Origin of the sequence: Streptococcus sp. k-163 (genome assembly GCF_013277555.1) — a bacterium.
Lineage (GTDB): Bacteria > Bacillota > Bacilli > Lactobacillales > Streptococcaceae > Streptococcus.
The window spans coordinates 22734-38386 of record NZ_VMND01000008.1 but is presented as its reverse complement, the minus strand read 5'-3'; the positions used below and the strand labels follow the sequence as shown (position 1 = coordinate 38386).

Here is a 15653-nt window from a genome sequence, read left to right as displayed (position 1 = left end):
ATTTTATGGTAAAATGAGGAGTAATAATATTTATTAAAGAGGTAAAAACATGATTGAAGCAAGCAAATTGAAAGCTGGTATGACATTTGAAACTGCAGACGGAAAATTGATCCGCGTTTTGGAAGCTAGCCACCACAAACCAGGTAAAGGAAACACGATCATGCGTATGAAATTGCGTGATGTCCGTACTGGTTCTACTTTTGACACAAGCTACCGTCCAGAAGAAAAATTCGAACAAGCTATTATCGAGACTATTCCAGCTCAATACTTGTACAAAATGGATGAAACTGCCTACTTCATGAACACTGAAACTTACGACCAATACGAAATCCCAGTCGTAAATGTTGAAAATGAATTGCTTTACATCCTTGAAAACTCTGATGTGAAAATCCAATTCTACGGAACTGAAGTAATCGGTGTAACTGTACCAACTACTGTTGAATTGACAGTTGCTGAAACACAACCATCTATCAAAGGTGCTACTGTTACAGGTTCTGGTAAACCAGCAACTATGGAAACTGGACTTGTTGTCAACGTTCCAGACTTCATCGAAGCTGGACAAAAATTGATCATCAACACTGCAGAAGGAACTTACGTTTCTCGTGCCTAATCTCTAGAAAGAGGTCATTCTATGGGAACTGAAGAACAATTTGGCGAAATCGTTATCGCTCCACGTGTACTTGAAAAAATCATTGCCATCGCAACTGCTAAAGTTGATGGTGTTCACTCATTTTCAAATAAATCCGTATCTGATACCCTATCAAAACTCTCTCTTGGTCGTGGCGTCTACTTAAAAGAAAGCAACGAAGAACTAACTGCTGACATCTACCTCTACCTTGAGTACGGTGTGAAAGTACCAAAAGTTGCTCTTGCTATTCAAAAAGCGGTCAAAGATGCTGTCCATGATATGGCTGATGTGGAACTTTCTGCTGTCAATATCCATGTTACAGGAATTGTTCCAGACAAAACACCTAAACCAGAGTTGAAAGATCTATTTAACGAGGACTTCCTCAATGACTAGTCCATTATTAGAATCTAGACGCGAACTTCGTAAATGCGCTTTTCAAGCTCTTATGAGTCTTGAATTCGGTACAGATATGGAAACGGCTTGTCACTTTGCCTACACACATGACCGTGAAGATGCAGATGTGCAAATCCCTGCCTTTCTTCTGAATTTGGTTTCTGGTGTTCAAGCTCAAAAAGACGAGTTGGATAACCAAATCAACCAGCACCTCAAGTCAGGCTGGACAGTTGAACGCTTGACCTTGGTCGAAAAAAACTTACTACGCTTAGGAATCTTTGAAATCACATCATTTGATACACCTCAGCTGGTAGCAGTCAATGAAGCCATTGAACTCGCTAAGAATTTTTCAGATCAAAAATCAGCCCGCTTTATCAACGGACTGCTTAGTCAATTTGTAACTGAAGAAAATGAATAATCGAAAAGGTGTTTGGTCTTCCAAGCACCTTTTGACTTTCTCTTGATATAGAGTAAGAAGCACATAAAAACTAGAACTGACTTCCAGTTCTAGTTTTTGCGTATTCTAAAGAATTATACTCAATGAAAATCAAAGAGCAAACTAGGAAGCTATCCATAACCTCAAAACACGGTTTTGAGGTTATGGATAGAACTGACGAAGTCAGTAACATATATACGACTAGGCGAAGCTGACGTGGTTTGAAGAGATTTTCGAAGAGTATTAGTATTTTCTAAACCGTTGATAGCGCACTTCCAACAACTCTTCTAGAGGTTTTTGTGAAAGCATGGCTAGCTCGTCTTGTAGTTCTTTTTTGACACTTTTAATCAGTTCTTTGCTAGAAAGTTCTGCTTCAGAAATCACCTTATCCACCACGTCCATTTCTAACAGTTCATGTGAGGTGATTTTCATCAGTTCTGCTGCTTCCATGGCACGAGTGCCGTCCTTCCATAGAATGGAAGCAAAGCCTTCTGGACTGAGAATGGCATAGATGGAATTTTCCAGCATCCAGACACGGTCCGCGACTGCTAGAGCCAAAGCCCCACCTGAACCACCTTCACCGATAATGATGGCGATAATAGGAACTTTCAGGTCACTCATTTCCATGAGATTGCGAGCAATAGCTTCACCTTGACCACGTTCTTCCGCTCCGACACCAGGATAGGCACCTGCTGTATTGATAAAGGTCACAACTGGACGGCCAAATTTTTCAGCCTGTTTCATCAAACGTAGGGCCTTGCGGTAACCTTCTGGATGTGGTTGTCCAAAATTCCGTTTGAGGTTGTCTTGTAAGCTCTTGCCTTTTTGGATACCAACTACTGTTACAGCTTGATCTCCAAGCCAGCCAATACCACCAACAACTGCACCATCGTCACGAAAAGAACGGTCACCGTGTAATTGGATAAATTCATCAAAAATGCCTGTCGCAAAGTCCAAGGTTGTCAAGCGACTCTGCTCACGCGCTTCTCTGACTATTTTTGCAATATTCATCTAGGACTCCCTCCGTGCAATCTGACTAGACTAGCAATCGTATCTGGCAAGTCTCTTCTTTTAACAATAGCATCCACAAATCCATGCTCCAATAGGAATTCTGCCTTTTGGAAATCCTCAGGCAAGCTTTCACGAACCGTATTTTCAATCACACGACGCCCAGCAAAACCGACCAAGCTCTGTGGTTCTGCTAGAATAATATCCCCTTCCATAGCGAAAGAAGCTGTTACACCACCTGTCGTTGGATCTGTCAGAATGGTCAGGTAAAAGAGACCAGAATTTGAATGGCGCTTAACTGCTGCAGAGATCTTAGCCATTTGCATGAGACTCATGATTCCTTCCTGCATACGGGCTCCACCAGAGGCTGTAAAGAGGACAACTGGCAACTTTTCAACCGTCGCATACTCAAACAAGCGAGTGATTTTCTCCCCTACAACCGTACCCATAGAAGCCATGATAAAGTTGGAATCCATAATCCCAAGAGTCACAGTCTGACCTTTAATAAGAGCAGTTCCTGTCACAACAGCTTCATCCAGACCAGTTTTTTCACGCATAGCTGCTAGTTTCTTTTGATAATCAGGGAAATGCAAGGGATCCTTGCTTTCAATCCCTGTAAACAATTCCTTGAAGGTTCCCATATCAATCGTCAAAGCCAAGCGTTCTTGGGCAGAAATACGAAAGGTATAGCTACAATGTGGACAGATACGCTCACTTCCCAGATCCTTCTGATAGATGGTATGCTTGCAGCCTGGACACTGGGAGAATAATTCATCTGGAACCTCTGGCTTGGCTTGAGGCTTTTCCCTAACCGAACGATTGGGATTGATTCGAATATACTTATCTTTTTTACTAAATAGAGCCATTGATTCCCCTTTTCGGTTTAAACTCTTGAAGTCATTTTATTCTTTTTCTTGATATTTGGGTAAGAAAGTTTCCATCAAGAAGGAAGTATCGTAATCTCCAGCAATGACATTGCGATCTGAAATGAGGTCAAGCTGGAAATCTGCATTGGTCTGCACCCCCTCTATCTCTAGTTCGTAGAGGGCACGTTGCATTTTCATCAAGGCATCAAAACGATTTTCACCGTGAACGATGATTTTGGCAATCATACTATCATAATAGGGGGGAATGGTATAGCCTGGATAAACTGCTGAATCCACGCGCAAGCCAACACCTCCGCTTGGAAGATAGAGATTGGTAATCTTACCTGGACTTGGAGCAAAGTTGAAGGCTGGATTTTCAGCATTGATACGACATTCAATAGCATGACCTCGTAGAACAATATCTTCTTGCTTAACAGACAGAGGTTGACCTGCTGCAATGCGAATCTGTTCCTTAACGATATCCACACCTGAAACAAACTCTGTTACTGGATGTTCCACCTGAACACGTGTATTCATTTCCATGAAGTAGAATTTGCCACTGGATTCATCAAGAAGAAACTCAATGGTCCCTGCATTCTCATAGCCAACAGACTCTGCCGCTCGAACAGCCGCAGCACCGATTTCATGACGCAGCGTTTTTCCGATTGCAATTGAAGGACTTTCTTCCAAAACCTTTTGGTTATTCCGTTGAAGAGAACAATCCCGTTCCCCCAAGTGAATCACATGTCCATGCTCATCTCCTAGGATTTGAACCTCGATGTGACGAGCTGGATAGATAACCCGTTCTATATACATAGCACCATTGCCATAATTGGCCTTGGCTTCGCTAGAGGCAGTCTCAAAGGCTGAAACGAGGTCTTCTGGCTTTTCAACCTTACGAATCCCTTTACCACCACCACCTGCTGAAGCCTTGAGCATCACAGGATAGCCAATTTTTTCAGCAACAATCAAGGCTTCTTCAGAGTTATGCACTTCTCCATCTGAACCTGGTATAACAGGCACGCCTGCTTTAATCATCTGAGCGCGCGCATTGATCTTATCCCCCATCATATCCATAACATGACCAGATGGACCGATAAACTTGATACCAACTTCTTCACACATGGTCGCAAATTTGGAATTTTCGCTGAGAAATCCAAAACCTGGGTGAATGGCTTCTGCCTCAGTCAAGACTGCAGCTGATAGAACCGCATTAATATTGAGATAAGACTCAGTTGCCTTACCAGGACCGATACAAACTGCTTCATCTGCCAAAAGCGTATGCAGGGCTTCCTTATCAGCAGTTGAATAAACCGCCACCGTCGAAATGCCCAATTCACGCGCCGCACGGATAATACGAACCGCAATTTCACCACGATTGGCAATTAAGATTTTTCGAAACATGGAGAACCTCCTTAGTTCCCTATTGCAAAGGTAAGAGTACCACTAGCTGCAAGCTTGCCATCCACTTCAGCCTTTGCTTCAACCACAGCAATTGTGCCACGACGTTTTACAAACGTTGCTGTCATAACCAATTGGTCACCTGGTACAACTTGCTTCTTGAATTTAACCTTGTCCATACCAGCGTAAAAGACCAGTTTCCCCTTATTTTCAGGTTTTGACAACTCCAAGACACCAGCTGTTTGCGCTAATGCTTCCATAATCAGAACACCTGGCATGACAGGGTATTGAGGAAAATGGCCGTTAAAGAAAGGCTCGTTAATGGTCACATTTTTGATGGCAACAATGGTATCCTCGCTCACTTCCAACACACGATCTACTAGTAGCATAGGATAACGGTGTGGAAGGGCTTCTTTGATTCCTTGAATATCGATCATTTGATACGTACCAATCCTTTACCAAATTCAACCATTTCTTCGTTAGAAACGAGAATTTCCGTTACCACACCATCCTTAGGAGCTGGGATTTCATTCATGACTTTCATGGCTTCGATAATGACCAATGTTTGACCTTTTTTGACACTATCACCAACTGAAACGAAGGCAGGTTTATCTGGACCAGCAGCCAAGTAAGCCACCCCAACAAGTGGGCTCTCTACAACATCTCCCTCAGCAGCCACATTTGCTTCAGCTGGAGCAGGAACTTCTTCCACTACAGTTTCTGCTGGAGCAACTTGAGGTGAAACTTCAGACACCAATCTAGCTTCATTCTTGCTAAACTGCAATTCATCCGTCCCATTCTTATAAGAAAACTCTCTCAAACTTGACTGGTCAAATTGAGCCATCAAGTCCTTAATATCGTTTAAATTCATACTTATTTATTCTCCCAACGTTTGAAAGCAAGAACTGCATTGTGGCCACCAAAACCAAAGGTATTTGAAATAGCGTATGGAATTTCTTGCTCCAAGCCTTGTCCATAAACGACATTGGCTTCGATATAATCTGATACTTCACTTGTTCCAGCTGTCATTGGTACAAAGTTATGACGCATAGCTTCAATGGTAACGATAGCTTCTACTGCACCTGCAGCGCCCAGCAAATGTCCTGTGAAAGACTTAGTTGATGATACAGGGACTTCCTTACCAAGAACAGCTACGATCGCACCACTTTCTCCTTTTTCATTAGCCGGAGTTGATGTTCCGTGAGCATTGACATAGGCTACTTGCTCTGGAGAAATTTCCGCTTCTTCCAAGGCTAATTTGATGGCCTTGATAGCACCCTGACCTTCTGGATGAGGAGAAGTCATGTGGTAGGCATCACAGGTATTTCCGTAACCAACCACTTCTGCAAGGATGGTTGCCCCACGTTTTTCGGCGTGTTCAAGGCTTTCAAGAACCAACATCCCTGAACCTTCTCCCATAACAAAACCATTACGGTCCTTATCAAATGGAATAGAAGCGCGAGCTGGATCCTCTGTAGTAGAGAGAGCTGTTAGGGCTTGGAAACCAGCGATAGCAAAAGGTGTGATAGAGGCTTCTGAACCACCTACCAACATAACATCTTGGAAACCAAACTTAATGGAGCGGAAGGCATCCCCAATCGCATCATTTGATGAAGCACAGGCAGTATTGATAGATTTACAAACACCGTTTGCTCCAAAACGCATAGCAACATTTCCTGAAGCCATATTTGGCAAGGCTTTTGGAAGGGTCAATGGTTTCACACGTTTTGGTCCTTTGTCATTTAGGCGAAGCACTTGATCTTCAATTTCCTTGATTCCACCAATACCAGAGGCCACGATAACACCAAAACGATCCTTGTCAATAGCCTCTACATCAAGACCTGCATGATTAACAGCTTCTTGGGCTGCATACAAGGCGTACAAAGAATAGTTATCAAAACGATTGGTATCTTTTTTTACAAAGTATTTATCAAAAGGAAAATCTTGGATTTCTGCCGCATTATGCACATCAAAGTCACTATGATCAAATTTCGTAATTTGACCAATTCCAATTTTCCCAGTTGTCAAACTATTCCAAAATTCTTCTGGTGTATTTCCGATTGGAGATGTTACTCCATAACCTGTTACTACTACGCGATTTAGTTTCATCTTTTTTCACCTCTAGCTTCTGCTACATACTTAAGCCACCATCAATGGCAACCACTTGACCAGTTAGATAATCTTGGCCTGCTAAAAATACTGTTAAATCTGCAACCTGCTCTGCCTGCCCAAATTCTTTCATAGGAATTTGCGCCAGCATGGCATCTTTTACCTTGTCTGATAGAACAGCTGTCATATCGGACTCAATCATTCCAGGTGCAATAGCATTAACCCTGATATTGCGATTGGCCACTTCACGCGCTACAGACTTGGTAAAACCAATCAAACCAGCCTTAGAAGCAGCATAGTTAGCTTGACCGATATTTCCCATCAAACCAACAACACTAGACATATTAATGATAGCACCTTTTCTGGCTTTCATCATCGGTTTCAAGACTGATTGTGTCATGTTAAAGGCGCCAGTCAGGTTAACCTTGAGCACTTTTTCAAAATCTTCTTCTGTCATCTTGAGCATCAGGGTATCTTGGGTAATTCCTGCATTGTTAACCAAAACATCTACTGAACCCAGGTCTGCAATAGCTTGCTCAATCATACACTTAGCGTCTGCAAAATCTGACACATCTCCTGAAATGGGAACTACCTTGACACTATAGTCTGCAAACTCGGCAAGCAAGTCCTCAGAGATTGCCCCACGACTGTTTAAGACGATATTGGCTCCTGCCTGAGCAAACTTGTGGGCAATAGCAAGACCAATTCCACGACTAGAACCTGTAATAAAGATATTTTTATTTTTTAGTTGCATTCTTTTCTCCTGTTTCCTCTTGTATTTATGGGAGAAGGGATTACTAGTTTTCTAGCAAGGCTTCCAAGCTAGCCTGATCTTCAACATTAGCTAGTTTAGCCGTTTTATCAATTTTTTTGACAAAGCCTGATAAAGCTTTCCCCGGTCCAATCTCGATAAAGTTGGTTACGCCTGCTTCTTGCATAACTGCAATACTTTCATAGAAACGCACGGGTTCCTTGACTTGACGCGTCAAGAGTTGAGCAATATCTTCTTTTTGCATAACAGTTGCTTCTGTATTGCCGACTAGGGGACAAATAAAATCTGAAAAACTTACCTGAGCTAGAGTTTCAGCTAGTTTCTGACTAGCAGGCTCAAGGAGAGCAGTATGAAAGGGTCCTGAAACCTTGAGAGGAATCAAGCGTTTGGCACCTGCTTCCTGCAAGAGTTCAACAGCTCGATCAACTGCTACCACTTCTCCACCAATCACGATTTGTGCAGGTGTATTATAGTTGGCTGGGGTAACCACTCCAAGTTCAGAAGCCTTTTTACAAGCTTCTTCAATGACCTCTACTGGCGTATTGAGAACTGCCACCATCTTGCCAGAGCCGGCAGGGGCTGCTTCTTCCATATAGGCTCCACGCTTAGCTACCAAAGCAACCGCTTCTTCAAAATCCAAGGCACCGCTGGCCACCAAGGCAGAGTATTCTCCAAGAGACAAACCAGCAACCATATCAGGCTGATAGCCCTTTTCTTGCAATAATCGGTAAATAGCAACTGAAGTTGCTAAAATAGCTGGTTGCGTATAGCGAGTCTGATTGAGTTTTTCTTCTTCCCTATCAATGAGATGACGCAAATCGTAAGCAAGTACCTGACTAGCTTGATCAATTGTTTCCTTAACAATAGGATAGTGATCATAGAGATCACGGCCCATACCTAGATACTGGGCACCTTGGCCAGCAAATAAAAAGGCTGTTTTAGTCATTTCTTACAACTCCTGCCCAACGAGAGGCTTCTTCTTGAATTTTCTTAGCTGCTCCGTAGTACAAATCTTTTAGGATTTCTTCTGCTGTTTCTTCCTTGGAAACAAGCCCTGCAATCTGACCTGCCATAACAGATCCGCCATCCACATCTCCGTGAACAACCGCTTTGGCTAGGGCACCTGCTCCCATTTGTTCAAAGATTTCCAAATCAGGATTTTCTTGTTTAAAGGCATCTTTCTCAGCTTTTTCAAAATCACGAGTCAACTGATTTTTAATCGCACGAACTGCATGCCCAAAGTGCTGGGCTGAAATCGTAGTATCAATATCTCTAGCTTTTAAAATTTTCGCCTTATAATTTGGATGGGCATTAGACTCTTTTGCAACGACAAAACGCGTTCCAACCTGAACAGCCTCTGCACCTAGCATAAAGCCAGCCGCAGCACCTTCACCATCTGCAATCCCTCCTGCAGCAATAACAGGAATAGATACAGCAGCAGCAACCTGACGCACCAAGGTCGTGGTTGTTAATTTCCCGATATGCCCCCCAGCTTCCATTCCTTCTGCAATAACAGCGTCCGCACCGATTTTTTCCATGCGTTTAGCTAGGGCAACACTTGGTACAACAGGAATAACCGTAATACCTGCTTCATGGAAGCGTGCCATGTATTTACCAGGATTTCCTGCGCCTGTTGTCACTACCTTCACCCCTTCCTCGATAACGAGGTCTACAATATCTTCCACAAAGGGAGACAAGAGCATAATGTTGACACCAAAGGGTTTATCCGTCAATGACTTGATTTTATCAATATTTGCCTTGACAATTTCTTTAGGGGCATTCCCCCCACCGATAATTCCTAGTCCTCCGGCCTTGGAAACAGCCCCTGCTAAATCACCATCAGCAACCCAGGCCATTCCTCCTTGGAAAATAGGATAATCAATATTCAATAATTCTGTAATACGCGTTTTCATAGTGCCTCCATCGTTTCTTGCTTAAGTAATAGTTCGATACCGTCATAATTTGAAAATCAAACTATTGCCTAAACAAGAGGGAGCGGGTTTCCCTACTCCTTCTATCTATATTCTGTTTATTTTGTTTGCTCTTCAACGTAGGCAACCAAGTCACCAACTGTTTTCAAGTCATCTTCTGCTTCGATTTGGATATCAAAAGCATCTTCGATTTCTGAGATTACTTGGAACAAATCCAATGAATCTGCATCCAAATCATCAAAAGTTGATTCAAGTGTTACTTCTGATGCGTCTTTTCCAAGTTCTTCAACGATAATTTCTTGTACTTTTTCAAATACTGCCATGATAGGACTCCTTTAAAATAAATAGTTTTTTATAACAATGTGTTCACCACATGATTACCTAAATTGTAAGAATGAGCGTGCCCCAGGTCAAGCCTCCACCGAAGCCTGATAGCAGAACAGTCTGGCTACCATCTAAACGGATTAGTCCTTGTTCTACACACTCTGAAAGTAAAATCGGGATACTTGCTGCACTGGTATTGCCATATTCCATCATATTGGCTGGAAGTTTGTCTCGGTCGACACCGATTTTCCTAGCCATCTTATCCAAGATACGGTCATTGGCTTGATGAAGTAGCAGATAATCCAAGTCTGTCGCCTCTACAGGAGATTCTTCAATGGTCTGTTTGATAGACTTGGCTACATCTCGAATGGCAAAATCAAAGACTGCGCGTCCATCCATCTTCAAAAATGAATCTGCGCTTTCTTGATCTGAAAACGGAGAATGCAAGCCTGAATGTCCATAGGTCAGACACTCGCTTCGTGAACCATCACTATTGAGACTCTCCGCTAGGAAATGTTGCTTATCGCTAGCTTCTAGCAAGATACCACCAGCACCATCTCCGAACAAAACAGCTGTTGATCGGTCCGACCAATCGACTGCTTTAGAAAGAGTCTCACTGCCAATCACCAAGCCTTTTTGAAAGCGACCAGAAGCGATAAACTTTTCAGCAGTTGAAAGAGCAAATACAAATCCACTGCAAGCCGCTGTTAGGTCAAAAGCAAAGGCCTTATTAGCACCAATATTAGCTTGAACACGAGCAGCCGTAGAGGGCATCATCGAATCTGGAGTAATGGTAGCTAGGATGATAAAATCCAGTTCTTTCCCTGTGATTCCAGCTTTTTCCATTAGTTTCTTAGCAACCTCTGTAGCCAAATCACTGGTAGATTCTGTTCTTGAAATATGCCTTTGTCGTATTCCCGTCCGACTTGAAATCCACTCATCATTGGTATCCATAATCTGGGCCAAATCATGATTTGTAACCACTTGCTCTGGCACATAATGAGCAACCTGGCTTATTTTTGCAAAAGCCATTATTTCAAATCCTCCAAAAATTGATAAAGTTTCGTCAAACCTTTGCCCATAACCTCAGTTTCTTCCTTGCTCATACCGTCGATAATATTTTCGACCATGGCCTTATGGAAGCGTTTATGTAGTCTATGAACCAAGCGACCCTTCTTTGTCAAATGCAGATGCACCACACGACGATCCTGCTCTGAGCGAATACGTTCAATGTACCCCTTACGTTCGAGATTATTTAAACTCGTCGTAACAGTCCCAAGAGTCACCATCAACTCTTTTGACACTTGACTTGGTGTCACGTCTGGGAATTTTCCAATTACATCGATTGTATGGACTTCTTTGATGGAGATATCCTTGAAACGACTACCCCTCAAGCTAACTTCCTCGATGACGAGGACATTGTTAAATATAGATGTTAAATATTCATTAATTCGTTGGTAGTCCAATCTCTTTTCCCTCCTTTTCAAAAAACTTTCACAATCAAAACATTTGACAAAAAAATTATATCAAACTTCAAAGAACAGTGCAAGTATTTTCTTATTTTCCAGTAAATTTCGGTCTTCTTCTCTCCGAATGAGCCCGAACTCCTTCTTTGAAATCCTCTGTTTTGGCCAAGGATTCCTGTAGCTTCAATTCTAAAGCAGCATAATCTTGCCAATCTTTAAATTGACTCTCCCAAACCAACTTCTTGATGGCAGCATAGGAATTAGCTGAGCCACGTCTTAATTTTTTAAGAAGCTGTTCTCTGGTCTTTTCTAGTTTGTCAACTTCACATACACGGTAAACAAGACCCCAATCCAGAGCTTTATCAGCAGTCAAAGCCTCTCCTGTCATAGCTAGTTGAACAGCACGCGTCACACCAATACTTCGGCTCAAGAGATGAATTCCTCCTGCATCTGGAGCCAAACCGACTCCGACAAAGGCTTGGATAAATTTAGCCTTATCGGTCGCTAGACAGAAATCTGCCGCAACAGCCATATTTGCCGCAGCACCTGCAACAGCCCCGTCAATTTCCATTAAAACAGGTTTTCCTATTTGCTTGATTTTATAAGAAATAGTATTGACCAATTCTGCGATTTTAGTCAATGATGGAATATCATCCTCATCCACTGCCCGCTTCATCTCTACTAAATCTCCCCCAACTGAAAAGACTTTACCATTCGCATTAATCAAGATAAAATGTACAGCTGGATTCTCTTCTGCCAAAGTTAGAACTTCTAAAATCTCCTCACACATAGGAATATGAAAACCATTTGCGACCTCAGGACGATTCAAGGTAAGGATTGCCAAGTTCTCTTCAAGCTGATAAATAATGTGTTCCATCGGGACTCCTTTTCATTTTATAAGCAGTTTAAATTATTTCATTATCGAAGTATATCTTTTTTACAACTTGAAAGCAAGAAAAAATCGGCTGAAAGTGTCTCAGCCGATTAAGAAGACTCGCTTTATCATAGAAAGCATCTCATTTTCTTCATTGAAAAAAGGTTTTCTTTCTGCTATAATCGTATAAAATACTTACTTTAGGAGTTCTTATGAAAGTTGTTAAATTCGGAGGTAGCTCCCTTGCCTCTGCTAGTCAATTAGAAAAAGTTTTAAACATCGTAAAAAGCGATCCTGAACGCCGTTTTGTAGTTGTTTCTGCGCCTGGTAAACGCAATGCTGAAGATACTAAAGTTACGGATGCCTTGATTAAATACTACCGCGACTATGTTGCTGGTAACGATATTAGCAAGAGCCAAAACTGGATTATCGACCGCTATGCTGCCATGGTTAGTGAACTAGGACTGAAGCCAGCTGTTCTAGAGAAAATTTCAAAAAGTATTCGTGCCTTGGCAAGTCTTCCTATCGAAGAAAACGAATTTCTCTACGATACTTTCCTAGCAGCCGGTGAAAACAACAATGCCAAATTGATTGCTGCCTACTTTAACCAAAACGGTATCGATGCACGCTATGTTCACCCTAGAGAAGCTGGGATTGTGGTCACAAGTGAGCCGGGCAACGCTCGCATCGTTCCATCAAGTTATGACAAGATTGAAGAATTGACAAATGCAAATGAGGTCCTTGTCATTCCTGGTTTCTTTGGAGTTACCAAGGAAAATCAAATCTGTACCTTCTCACGTGGAGGCTCAGACATTACAGGTTCTATCATTGCTGCAGGTGTAAAAGCTGATCTCTATGAAAACTTTACGGATGTTGATGGTATCTTTGCAGCTCACCCAGGAATTATCCACCAACCACACTCTATTCCGGAGCTAACCTACCGTGAAATGCGCGAGTTGGCCTATGCAGGATTCTCAGTTCTTCATGACGAGGCACTTCTTCCTGCCTACCGTGGAAAAATTCCTCTGGTTATCAAGAATACCAACAATCCTGACCATCCAGGTACCCGTATCGTTCTAAAACACAGTAGTGATGAATTTCCAGTAGTGGGAATTGCCGGTGATTCTGACTTTGTCAGCATCAACATGTCGAAATACCTCATGAACCGTGAGGTTGGATTCGGACGCAAGGTTCTACAAATCCTTGAAGATCTTAACATCGGTTGGGAACATATGCCAACAGGTATCGACGATCTTTCAATCATCCTCCGTTCTCGCGAACTAACTCCTATCAAGGAAGAAGAAATCCTTCGTCAGTTGATTCAAAAGGCTGAAGTAGACCATGCAGAAATCGAGCACGACCTTTCAATCATTATGATTGTTGGTGAAAAGATGAAGAGTCATATAGGAGTAACTGCTACTGCGACACGTGCTCTATCTGAAAATAAGATCAACATCCAGATGATGTCTCAAGGTTCTAGTGAAGTATCTATTATGTTTGTTGTCCATAAGGACCAAGAGAAAGCAGCTATTAAAGCCCTCTACAATGCCTTTTTCGGTGAAAGTAAGGAAGACTAAGCATGGCTCAATCACTTAACAAAACAGTGCTTCTCAATACAACAGGCACCTCCTACCTCTCTATAGCTGGGAAAGTTGGGAAATTTCTTGTCGGTGATCAGGCTCTTGAATTTTACCCAGATGTCAATGTCGAACAATTTATCCAGATTCCTTGGAGCCATATCAACCAGATTGGAGCCAATGTCACTGGTCGCAAAATCAGTCGCCACTTCGAAGTCTTTACAGACAAAGGAAAATTCCTCTTTGCTTCAAAAGACTCAGGTGCTATTCTCAAAATTGCACGCGAAAAACTGGGGAATGACAAGGTCGTCAAACTTCCGACCCTGATTCAGACCATTAGTCAAAAATTTAAAAATCTATTTGCAAAAAAGTAGAAACTTTAGTATAATCATAGCAACGGATAAGTAGGTTATCTTCTTCTTTCAGAAAGTCTGCGGGTGCTGCGAGCAGATAGGAGGGATAGGTGAAATTCTACCGTTAATAACAATTACATACACAATCAAGTGCACACCTGTGAAGTTGGATGGAACCGTGGCCCTGCCACTCCAACGCTTTGTCAGGTGTGCTTTTTTTCATAAAGGAGTTCTTATGTTAGATATCAAACGCATTCGTACAGACTTTGATGCTGTCGCAGAAAAACTGGCTACACGTGGTGTAGATGCTGCTGTCTTGAATGAGATGAAAGAAATCGATGCTAAACGTCGTGACATCTTGGTCAAGGTTGAAACTCTCAAAGCAGAACGTAACACAGTTTCTGCTGAGATTGCCCAAGCCAAACGCAACAAAGAAAATGCAGATGACAAGATTGCTGCCATGCAAAATCTATCTGCTGAAGTCAAAGCCTTGGATGCTGAATTGTCAGAAATCGATGCTAAATTAACAGAATTTACCACTACTCTTCCAAATATCCCAGCTGACAGCGTTCCTGTTGGGGCTGACGAAGATGACAATGTGGAAGTTCGCCGTTGGGGTACTCCACGCGAGTTTGACTTCGAACCAAAAGCTCACTGGGATCTTGGTGAAGATCTTGGTATCCTTGACTGGGAACGCGGTGGTAAGGTAACGGGTGCTCGCTTCCTATTCTATAAAGGACTCGGTGCTCGTTTGGAACGTGCTCTCTATAACTTTATGTTGGATGAGCATGGTAAAGAAGGCTATACTGAAGTCATCACACCTTACATGGTTAACCACGATTCTATGTTTGGTACTGGTCAATATCCAAAATTCAAGGAAGATACTTTTGAATTGAGCGACAGCAATTATGTTCTTATTCCTACAGCTGAAGTTCCTCTGACAAACTACTACCGTGATGAAATCCTTGACGGTAAAGACCTGCCAATCTACTTCACTGCTATGAGTCCATCATTCCGTTCCGAGGCTGGTTCTGCTGGTCGTGATACTCGTGGCTTGATTCGTTTGCACCAATTCCACAAGGTTGAAATGGTTAAATTTGCCAAACCAGAAGAATCTTACGAAGAATTGGAAAAAATGACAGCCAACGCTGAAAACATTCTTCAAAAACTCAACCTTCCATACCGTGTCGTTGCTCTCTCTACTGGAGATATGGGCTTCTCAGCTGCTAAGACTTACGACTTGGAAGTATGGATTCCAGCGCAAAACAATTACCGTGAAATCTCAAGCTGTTCAAATACAGAAGATTTCCAAGCCCGTCGTGCCCAAATCCGTTACCGTGATGAAGCTGATGGCAAGGTGAAACTCCTTCATACCTTGAACGGTTCTGGACTTGCAGTTGGACGTACGGTGGCTGCTATTCTTGAAAACTACCAAAATGCAGATGGTTCTGTGACCATCCCAGAAGCACTTCGTCCATACATGGGTGGAGCTGAAGTTATCAAACCATAAAAAAA

General features: G+C 42.4%; 19 protein-coding genes. 6 read left to right on the top strand and 13 right to left on the bottom strand.

Annotation, left to right across the window (positions count from 1 at the left end):
* The first annotated feature begins 49 nt into the window (after positions 1–49).
* Genes efp through nusB form a run of 3 tightly spaced genes read left to right on the top strand, consistent with a single transcriptional unit; the run spans position 50 to position 1439 of the window.
* Positions 50–610 (top strand): elongation factor P, encoded by a 561-nt coding sequence (gene efp / locus HT731_RS02810; RefSeq protein WP_061759870.1) that lies wholly within the window; start codon positions 50–52, stop codon positions 608–610.
* Between the two features lie 21 nt (positions 611–631).
* Positions 632–1021 carry an Asp23/Gls24 family envelope stress response protein gene (locus tag HT731_RS02805; RefSeq protein WP_000536307.1) on the top strand — a complete coding sequence of 130 codons (390 nt, stop codon included), beginning with the start codon at positions 632–634 and terminating at the stop codon, positions 1019–1021.
* Positions 1014–1439: a transcription antitermination factor NusB gene (gene nusB, locus HT731_RS02800; RefSeq protein ID WP_061759871.1), complete on the top strand. Its 426-nt coding sequence runs from the start codon at positions 1014–1016 to the stop codon at positions 1437–1439. Before HT731_RS02805 ends, nusB begins: the two co-directional genes overlap by 8 nt.
* A 261-nt stretch (positions 1440–1700) precedes the next feature.
* On the opposite strand, the gene HT731_RS02795 is transcribed toward nusB, so the two are convergent.
* The 13 genes from HT731_RS02795 to HT731_RS02735 all read right to left on the bottom strand — a co-directional run bounded on the left by HT731_RS02795 (position 1701) and on the right by HT731_RS02735 (position 12211).
* A complete protein-coding gene (locus tag HT731_RS02795; protein ID WP_061759872.1) occupies positions 1701–2468 on the bottom strand; it encodes an acetyl-CoA carboxylase carboxyl transferase subunit alpha in 768 nt (255 codons plus the stop codon).
* Positions 2465–3331 carry an acetyl-CoA carboxylase, carboxyltransferase subunit beta gene (gene accD, locus HT731_RS02790; protein WP_153196836.1) on the bottom strand — a complete coding sequence of 289 codons (867 nt, stop codon included), beginning with the start codon at positions 3329–3331 and terminating at the stop codon, positions 2465–2467. The genes HT731_RS02795 and accD overlap by 4 nt, the downstream gene beginning before the upstream one ends.
* Positions 3332–3367: 36 nt before the next feature.
* Positions 3368–4735, bottom strand: coding sequence for an acetyl-CoA carboxylase biotin carboxylase subunit (gene accC / locus HT731_RS02785; protein ID WP_173277587.1), 1368 nt, complete (start codon positions 4733–4735; stop codon positions 3368–3370).
* Positions 4736–4746: 11 nt separating this feature from the next.
* Positions 4747–5169 (bottom strand): 3-hydroxyacyl-ACP dehydratase FabZ, encoded by a 423-nt coding sequence (fabZ, locus tag HT731_RS02780; protein WP_000565515.1) that lies wholly within the window; start codon positions 5167–5169, stop codon positions 4747–4749.
* Positions 5166–5603, bottom strand: a complete 438-nt coding sequence (gene accB / locus HT731_RS02775; RefSeq protein WP_153196840.1) for an acetyl-CoA carboxylase biotin carboxyl carrier protein — start codon at positions 5601–5603, stop codon at positions 5166–5168. Before accB ends, fabZ begins: the two co-directional genes overlap by 4 nt.
* A 2-nt stretch (positions 5604–5605) precedes the next feature.
* Positions 5606–6841: a beta-ketoacyl-ACP synthase II gene (gene fabF / locus HT731_RS02770; protein ID WP_173277585.1), complete on the bottom strand. Its 1236-nt coding sequence runs from the start codon at positions 6839–6841 to the stop codon at positions 5606–5608.
* A gap of 22 nt (positions 6842–6863) precedes the next feature.
* Positions 6864–7595 (bottom strand): 3-oxoacyl-[acyl-carrier-protein] reductase, encoded by a 732-nt coding sequence (gene fabG / locus HT731_RS02765; protein WP_153196844.1) that lies wholly within the window; start codon positions 7593–7595, stop codon positions 6864–6866.
* A gap of 43 nt (positions 7596–7638) precedes the next feature.
* Complete coding sequence (gene fabD / locus HT731_RS02760) at positions 7639–8559, bottom strand: ACP S-malonyltransferase (RefSeq protein WP_173277583.1); 921 nt, start codon at positions 8557–8559, stop codon at positions 7639–7641.
* Complete coding sequence (gene fabK, locus HT731_RS02755; RefSeq protein WP_173277581.1) at positions 8552–9526, bottom strand: enoyl-[acyl-carrier-protein] reductase FabK; 975 nt, start codon at positions 9524–9526, stop codon at positions 8552–8554. The genes fabD and fabK overlap by 8 nt, the downstream gene beginning before the upstream one ends.
* A gap of 116 nt (positions 9527–9642) precedes the next feature.
* Positions 9643–9867 (bottom strand): acyl carrier protein, encoded by a 225-nt coding sequence (locus HT731_RS02750; RefSeq protein WP_000257838.1) that lies wholly within the window; start codon positions 9865–9867, stop codon positions 9643–9645.
* Between the two features lie 58 nt (positions 9868–9925).
* Positions 9926–10900 (bottom strand): beta-ketoacyl-ACP synthase III, encoded by a 975-nt coding sequence (locus HT731_RS02745; RefSeq protein WP_061759880.1) that lies wholly within the window; start codon positions 10898–10900, stop codon positions 9926–9928.
* On the bottom strand, positions 10900–11334 hold the full coding sequence (locus HT731_RS02740; protein WP_000386357.1) for a MarR family transcriptional regulator: 435 nt from the start codon (positions 11332–11334) through the stop codon (positions 10900–10902). Before HT731_RS02740 ends, HT731_RS02745 begins: the two co-directional genes overlap by 1 nt.
* Before the next feature lie 91 nt (positions 11335–11425).
* A complete protein-coding gene (locus tag HT731_RS02735) occupies positions 11426–12211 on the bottom strand; it encodes an enoyl-CoA hydratase (RefSeq protein WP_173277579.1) in 786 nt (261 codons plus the stop codon).
* A gap of 209 nt (positions 12212–12420) precedes the next feature.
* On the opposite strand from HT731_RS02735, the gene HT731_RS02730 reads away from it, so the two are divergent.
* The 3 genes from HT731_RS02730 to serS all read left to right on the top strand — a co-directional run bounded on the left by HT731_RS02730 (position 12421) and on the right by serS (position 15648).
* Complete coding sequence (locus HT731_RS02730; RefSeq protein ID WP_173277577.1) at positions 12421–13785, top strand: aspartate kinase; 1365 nt, start codon at positions 12421–12423, stop codon at positions 13783–13785.
* Between the two features lie 2 nt (positions 13786–13787).
* Entirely contained in the window at positions 13788–14159 is a 372-nt protein-coding gene (locus HT731_RS02725; protein WP_020901044.1) for a DUF956 family protein, read from the top strand.
* Between the two features lie 214 nt (positions 14160–14373).
* Entirely contained in the window at positions 14374–15648 is a 1275-nt protein-coding gene (serS, locus tag HT731_RS02720; RefSeq protein ID WP_061759883.1) for a serine--tRNA ligase, read from the top strand.
* Positions 15649–15653 lie beyond the last annotated feature (5 nt).

Bases quoted from the DNA above. Each gene is read 5' to 3' on its own strand.
- efp (WP_061759870.1), top strand. From the start codon at position 50: ATGATTGAAGCAAGCAAATTGAAAGCTGGTATGACATTTGAAACTGCA.
- HT731_RS02805 (WP_000536307.1), top strand. From the start codon at position 632: ATGGGAACTGAAGAACAATTTGGCGAAATCGTTATCGCTCCACGTGTA.
- nusB (WP_061759871.1), top strand. From the start codon at position 1,014: ATGACTAGTCCATTATTAGAATCTAGACGCGAACTTCGTAAATGCGCT.
- HT731_RS02795 (WP_061759872.1), bottom strand. From the start codon at position 2,468: ATGAATATTGCAAAAATAGTCAGAGAAGCGCGTGAGCAGAGTCGCTTG.
- accD (WP_153196836.1), bottom strand. From the start codon at position 3,331: ATGGCTCTATTTAGTAAAAAAGATAAGTATATTCGAATCAATCCCAAT.
- accC (WP_173277587.1), bottom strand. From the start codon at position 4,735: ATGTTTCGAAAAATCTTAATTGCCAATCGTGGTGAAATTGCGGTTCGT.
- fabZ (WP_000565515.1), bottom strand. From the start codon at position 5,169: ATGATCGATATTCAAGGAATCAAAGAAGCCCTTCCACACCGTTATCCT.
- accB (WP_153196840.1), bottom strand. From the start codon at position 5,603: ATGAATTTAAACGATATTAAGGACTTGATGGCTCAATTTGACCAGTCA.
- fabF (WP_173277585.1), bottom strand. From the start codon at position 6,841: ATGAAACTAAATCGCGTAGTAGTAACAGGTTATGGAGTAACATCTCCA.
- fabG (WP_153196844.1), bottom strand. From the start codon at position 7,595: ATGCAACTAAAAAATAAAAATATCTTTATTACAGGTTCTAGTCGTGGA.
- fabD (WP_173277583.1), bottom strand. From the start codon at position 8,559: ATGACTAAAACAGCCTTTTTATTTGCTGGCCAAGGTGCCCAGTATCTA.
- fabK (WP_173277581.1), bottom strand. From the start codon at position 9,526: ATGAAAACGCGTATTACAGAATTATTGAATATTGATTATCCTATTTTC.
- HT731_RS02750 (WP_000257838.1), bottom strand. From the start codon at position 9,867: ATGGCAGTATTTGAAAAAGTACAAGAAATTATCGTTGAAGAACTTGGA.
- HT731_RS02745 (WP_061759880.1), bottom strand. From the start codon at position 10,900: ATGGCTTTTGCAAAAATAAGCCAGGTTGCTCATTATGTGCCAGAGCAA.
- HT731_RS02735 (WP_173277579.1), bottom strand. From the start codon at position 12,211: ATGGAACACATTATTTATCAGCTTGAAGAGAACTTGGCAATCCTTACC.
- HT731_RS02730 (WP_173277577.1), top strand. From the start codon at position 12,421: ATGAAAGTTGTTAAATTCGGAGGTAGCTCCCTTGCCTCTGCTAGTCAA.
- HT731_RS02725 (WP_020901044.1), top strand. From the start codon at position 13,788: ATGGCTCAATCACTTAACAAAACAGTGCTTCTCAATACAACAGGCACC.
- serS (WP_061759883.1), top strand. From the start codon at position 14,374: ATGTTAGATATCAAACGCATTCGTACAGACTTTGATGCTGTCGCAGAA.